Origin of the sequence: Micromonospora rosaria, from assembly GCF_001567585.1 — a bacterium.
In the GTDB taxonomy this organism is placed as follows: domain Bacteria; phylum Actinomycetota; class Actinomycetes; order Mycobacteriales; family Micromonosporaceae; genus Micromonospora; species Micromonospora rosaria.
Map to the genome: position 1 here is coordinate 1 of NZ_LRQV01000239.1, position 4,925 is coordinate 4,925.

A 4,925-nucleotide genomic window follows, 5' to 3' on the forward strand; every position below is an offset into this window, starting at 1 on the left:
GAGGTGCAAGGAAGGGCCCCCTCCTCACCCATACGGTCGAGAAGGGGCCCCTTCTCACACCGAGGGGAACGGAAACGAGGCCGGGGCGGGGAGGTCGCCCTCCCCGCCCCGGCCTCGCGGGTCGGTCGGCTCAGGACAGGAACTTGTCCAGGGCCGCCTCGACGGTGCCGGTGTCCGGCGCCGCGTACGACTCCATGGTGGAGCGGTTGTACGAGATGAAGCTCGGGCAGCGGTTCGCCGGGGCGTTCACGGTGCCGCCGTCACCGATCTCCTCGCCGGTCTTCGCCGCGTGGAAGGTCAGGGTGTACCGGCCGGAGATGTACTTGACCGTCACCTGCTTGTCCGAGCTGTCCTTGTACTGGCACTCGCGGGGCTCGCCCTGGCTGCCCTCGGCGAACTTCAGGCAGGCGACCACGGAGACCGTCTCGAACTCGGTCGACCGGGCGTAGTACTTCTTGTTCGAGCTGATCGACCGGGTCGACCAGTTGTTCGGCCGGTCCGGAGCGTTCGAGAAGGTGTACGCCTTGGCGCCGGAGCCGCCGCTGTAGGCCGCCGCGTTCATGATCGGGCTGCCCTCGCAGACCGACGAGAAGTCGCTGGAGAAGCGCGCCGTGATGGCGTTGTTGTTGTTCGGCTGGTCCTGCGACTCGGACGGCGCCGGCTCGGGCGAGTTGTCGGTGCCCGGCTGGGAGTCACCGTCGCCACCGGGGGTGGCGGGCGCGGAGGCGATCGGCGTGGGATCGTCGTCGTCCCCTCCGCTGGCGAGGAAGAGCCCGATGCCGGCACCGCACACGGCCAGGATGAGCACCACGGCCGCCCCGACGCCGAGCCCGATGACCAGGCCCTTGTTGGACTTCCGCGGCGGGGGGACGGGGGCGCCGAACTGCTGCATCGGCGGACCCGGCTGGCCCGGGTGGCCCGGCTGGCCGTACGCGGGGTATCCACCCTGCTGAGCCGGCGGTCCACTCCACGGAGTGACGTTCGGATCCGGCTGCCCCCCGTACGGAGGGTAGTTGTCGCTCATCTGATGCCCTTATCGCTGTCGACGGGTGCCCAGGCACGTGATCACGATCAGGGTAGTGAGCGGCGCAAAATCGTGCTGCCGACCACTGGCGACAGTGGGCCACGACGAGTCGCCCCGAGAACAGATTCCGTCACGCTGCGCACAAGTTACGGCTCCGTCCGTACCGGACGTCCCCGGTCGGCCGGGCGCTCCGGAGGCCGGAAGCGGGCCAGCGGAAAGGAAATCCGCCCGGTCAACGCGTGATACGGCGCCGACGACGCACCAGATGAAAGGTGTGACGCTTATCACTGTCACCCCGGACCGTCATCCGGACGGCCCACGCCGGGGGCGGCGGGGCGGGCGGACGCCCGCTCCCCGGGCCGCTACGGTGGTCGCCGCCGGGCGACACGTACCTCGGGAGGGGCGGAATGCACGACGGGGAACCGACGCCGATCGCGGCGCTGTTGGCGGCCTACCGGCCCCGGACGGCGGCCGAGGCCGCCGACGTGGACCGGGTCCGGGCGGTGGTCGCCGCCGGTGACCCGTGGGCCCGGACGCTGCCGTTGCACGTCACCGCGTCGGCGCTGGTCGTCCACCCACCGACGGGCCGGGTGCTGCTGCGCTGGCACGCCCGCCAACGGGCCTGGCTCCAGATCGGCGGGCACGGCGACCCCGGGGACCGGGCGCCGGTCGCCGTCGCGCTGCGCGAGGGCCGCGAGGAGACCGGCCTGGACGACCTGGTGTGCTGGCCCGACGCGACGCTGCGCCAGGTCGTCGTGGTGCCGGTGGCGGCCGGCGCGCACGAGCCCGCCCACGAGCACGCCGACCTGCGTTTCGTGCTCGCCACCGGGACGCCCGAGCGGGCCCGCCCGGAGAACCCGACCGCCGAGCTGCGCTGGCTCAGCCTGGCCGAGGCCCACGACACGGTCACCGAGGCGAACCTGCGCGACTTCCTCGGCCGGGTGGGCGAACTGCTCGACCGGACACCCTGAGCCCCCGCCGCCACCGCCCCACCGGTCGACTCCGGAAGGACGACACCCCGCCCGCGAGGTCCGCGAGGACGACGCCCGCCGGTCAGGTCCGGGACGACGCGGGCCGCCTGACGCCCGCGCGGGTCCGGGTCGGGACGCCCGGCGTCGCCCCGGATCGCCGCGGGCGGGCGATCCGGGGGACGACTCCGGGCGCGCGGCGGGTCAGAGTTGGCCGTGCCGGGGCGGCGGGGTGCCGGAGAGCAGCCAGCGGCCCACGTGCTGGACCTTCCAGCGGGTCGGGTCGTGCAGGGTGTGGGTCCGCGCGTCCCGCCAGTAGCGGGACAGGTTGAGCGGCTCCGCCGCCGAGCGGGTACCACCGAGTTCGAACAACGCCGACGAGACCTCCACCGCGGCGCGGGCGCCGGCCACCTTGGCGACCGCGGTGGCGACCGAGGCCCGCGCGGTGCTGTCGTCGGTGAGGTCCGCCTCCGCCGCGTCGATCGCGGCGGCGGCCTCGCGCAGCAGCGCCTCGGCGCCCCGGACCAGGATCTCCAGCTCACCGGCCTGCTGGACGAGCAGGGGCTCCTCGGCGGCCCGTCCGACCCCCGCCTCGAACCACGGGCGGGCCCGCCCCACCTGGACGACCGCCGCGTCCAGCGCGCCGCGCGCGATACCCACGTCCAGGGCGGCGTGCAGCACCTGCGCGCGGGCGCCGTAGGTGGTCGGCCGGGCGAAGATCGGCGTGTACGGCACGACCTGGTCCTCGTCGACCAGCACCCCGTCGAGCAGGACCGTGCCGCTGGCGGTGGTCCGCTGACCCATCCCCGCCCAGTCGTCCTGGACCGTGACGCCCGGGGTGTCCCGCCGGACGAAGGCCACCGCCTTCGGGGTCGGCGTGGACGCCGGGCCACCGGCCACCGGGGCGGACGGCGCCTCGTCGGCCAGCACGGCGCGGACCACCAGCCAGTCGGCGAACAGGGCCCCGGTGCTGTAGAACTTCTCCCCGTCAAGCCGGTACCCGCCCTCCGGCCGGCGACGCAGGGTGGTCGCGTCGTCGGCGGCGGTCCGACCGCCCCGTTCCGCCTGGGCGTTGGCGAACCGGGCCCCGGCCAGTGCCGCCGCGAAGAACCGCTCCTGCTGCTCCTCGGTGCCCTGCAGCCGCAGCGCCTCCAGGAAGACGAAGTGGCTGTGCGGGATCTGGGCGAGGCTCCCGTCGGCGGTCGCCAGGGTGCGGAACACCTCGGCCAGCACGCTCACCTCGACGGCCGCGCCACCGAAGCGGGCCGGCACCGTCACGCCGAGCAGGCCGCTGTCGGACAGGTCGGCGAGTTCGGCCTCGGGCAGCCGTCGCTCGCTGTCCCGGACGGCGGCCTGTTCGGCGAAGGAGGCGGCCAGCTTGCGGGCGACCTCCTGCGCCTCGGTGCCGTTACGGATCACATGGGTCATGGCGAAGTCCGATCGTGTCGGGCCGGTGACGGCGGGGCGTGATGGCCGCGCCGCCGCTGTCGTGGACGGAAACGAGTCCCGCCGCACGGGGCGGACGGGACTCGGTGGTGGGTGAGGGTGCGGGCCGTCGGACGACAGCGGGTGACCGCCGGCCGGGGCGGCGTGCGAGCCGGACGGCATGTCACCATCGGTCCCCCTCGACCAATAACTGTTATTCCTATCGAGTTTGTAGGCGTAGTGTGCCCGCGCCCGCGCGCGCCGTCAATCCGCAGGTCACGCGAGGGCGGTGGCGGGCGAGCCGGCCGCCACCGGCGGGATGAACGGCCCGTGCACGGCGGTCGACACCCACGCCGGACCGCCCCGCGGAGACCTCAGGCGACAGCCGGGACCTCGGCCGAGCACCGGGGCCCCAGTCGGCGGCGGGGACCTCGACCGGGGCCGGTGCCCCACTCGGGGCCGGGGGGTCAGCCGGCGCCGAAGCAGACGAAGGCGGCGGCCGTGGCGTGGGCCGCCCCGCCGGTGGCCCCACCACCGTCGCCGTCGAACGCCCGCTGCGCCTCGGCGAGGGCCAGCGCCGGACCGGCCCCCGCCCGCATCCGCCGGTGCAGGTCCAGCATCAACGTGGTGGTGAGGTCGGCCGGCACCGGCAGGACGGTCGCGACCAGGCTGCGCGTGCCGAGGGCCAGCAGCACCGCCGTGAAGCCCATCACCTCGTCGCCGGGACGGACCCCGGACAGACCGGAGTCGCACGCCGAGAGCACCACGCAGCCGGGCGGGCAGGTCAGCCGCTCCAACTCGTAGGCGGTCAGCGGGCCGTCGGCCAGCTCCAGGGTGGAGAAGAGCGGGTTGTCCGCGCGGAACCGGCCGTGCGCGGCGACGTGCGCCAGCCGGGTGCCGTTCAACGCCTCGGTGGTCGCGGGGGCGGTGGCGGCGGCCCCGGTCAGCGCCCGGGCACCGGGCAGGACGGCGGCGAGCTGACGGACCTCGGTCTCGGCCGCCGGCAGGCGCGGCCCGGCGACCAGCACCGGCGGGCCGGCCGGCGTCGACCGGCCGGCGGCCCGCAGCCACGCCGTCGCCGAGGGCGCCACGGTCACCGGGCGTCCCGCACAGGTCGGCAACCCCGACCAGGGTACGGCGTGCAGCTCGCCGATCGGCACGATCACCAGTGGACGGTCGCCGAGCAGCGGGCGTACCGGGTCGAAGAGGAGCCGGTCCAGCGCGGCGGCGGTGTGCGCGACCCCGGCGCGGGCGTCCGGCCGGTCGCCGGTGGTGACCAGCCGGCGCAGCCCGAACCGGTGCAGCCGGGCCAGCCGGACCGCCTCGGCCAGCGGCCCGAGGTCGTGCAGGCTCGCCCGGCCGGCACGCACCAGCACCGCGCGCAGCCGGGGACCGTGCGCGACCAGTTCCAGCAGGACGGCGTCGCCGAGCGCCGCGCCGAGCGCGCCCACCCCGGGGGGCGCCAGCAGGCCCCCGCCGCCGTCCACGCCCCGGGCCAGCTCCCGGAT

The 4,925-nt window shown here is 75.4% G+C and carries 4 protein-coding genes; 1 reads left to right on the forward strand and 3 read right to left on the reverse strand.

Features of this window, described 5'->3' with window-relative positions:
* Positions 1 to 130: 130 nt before the first annotated feature.
* A complete protein-coding gene (locus tag AWW66_RS31275) occupies positions 131 to 892 on the reverse strand; it encodes a hypothetical protein (RefSeq protein ID WP_245648572.1) in 762 nt (253 codons plus the stop codon).
* A 539-nt stretch (positions 893 to 1,431) separates the two neighbouring features.
* Between AWW66_RS31275 and AWW66_RS31280 the strand changes: the two genes are divergently transcribed.
* Positions 1,432 to 1,995, forward strand: coding sequence for an NUDIX hydrolase (locus tag AWW66_RS31280; RefSeq protein WP_067374203.1), 564 nt, complete (start codon positions 1,432 to 1,434; stop codon positions 1,993 to 1,995).
* Positions 1,996 to 2,196: 201 nt separating this feature from the next.
* Here the strand turns inward: AWW66_RS31280 and AWW66_RS31285 are convergent, their stop codons facing one another.
* Complete coding sequence (locus AWW66_RS31285) at positions 2,197 to 3,420, reverse strand: SfnB family sulfur acquisition oxidoreductase (RefSeq protein ID WP_067374206.1); 1,224 nt, start codon at positions 3,418 to 3,420, stop codon at positions 2,197 to 2,199.
* Positions 3,421 to 3,884: 464 nt separating this feature from the next.
* On the reverse strand, positions 3,885 to 4,925 hold a 1,041-nt coding region (locus tag AWW66_RS31290), incomplete at its 5' end, for a CHAT domain-containing protein (protein ID WP_157528267.1).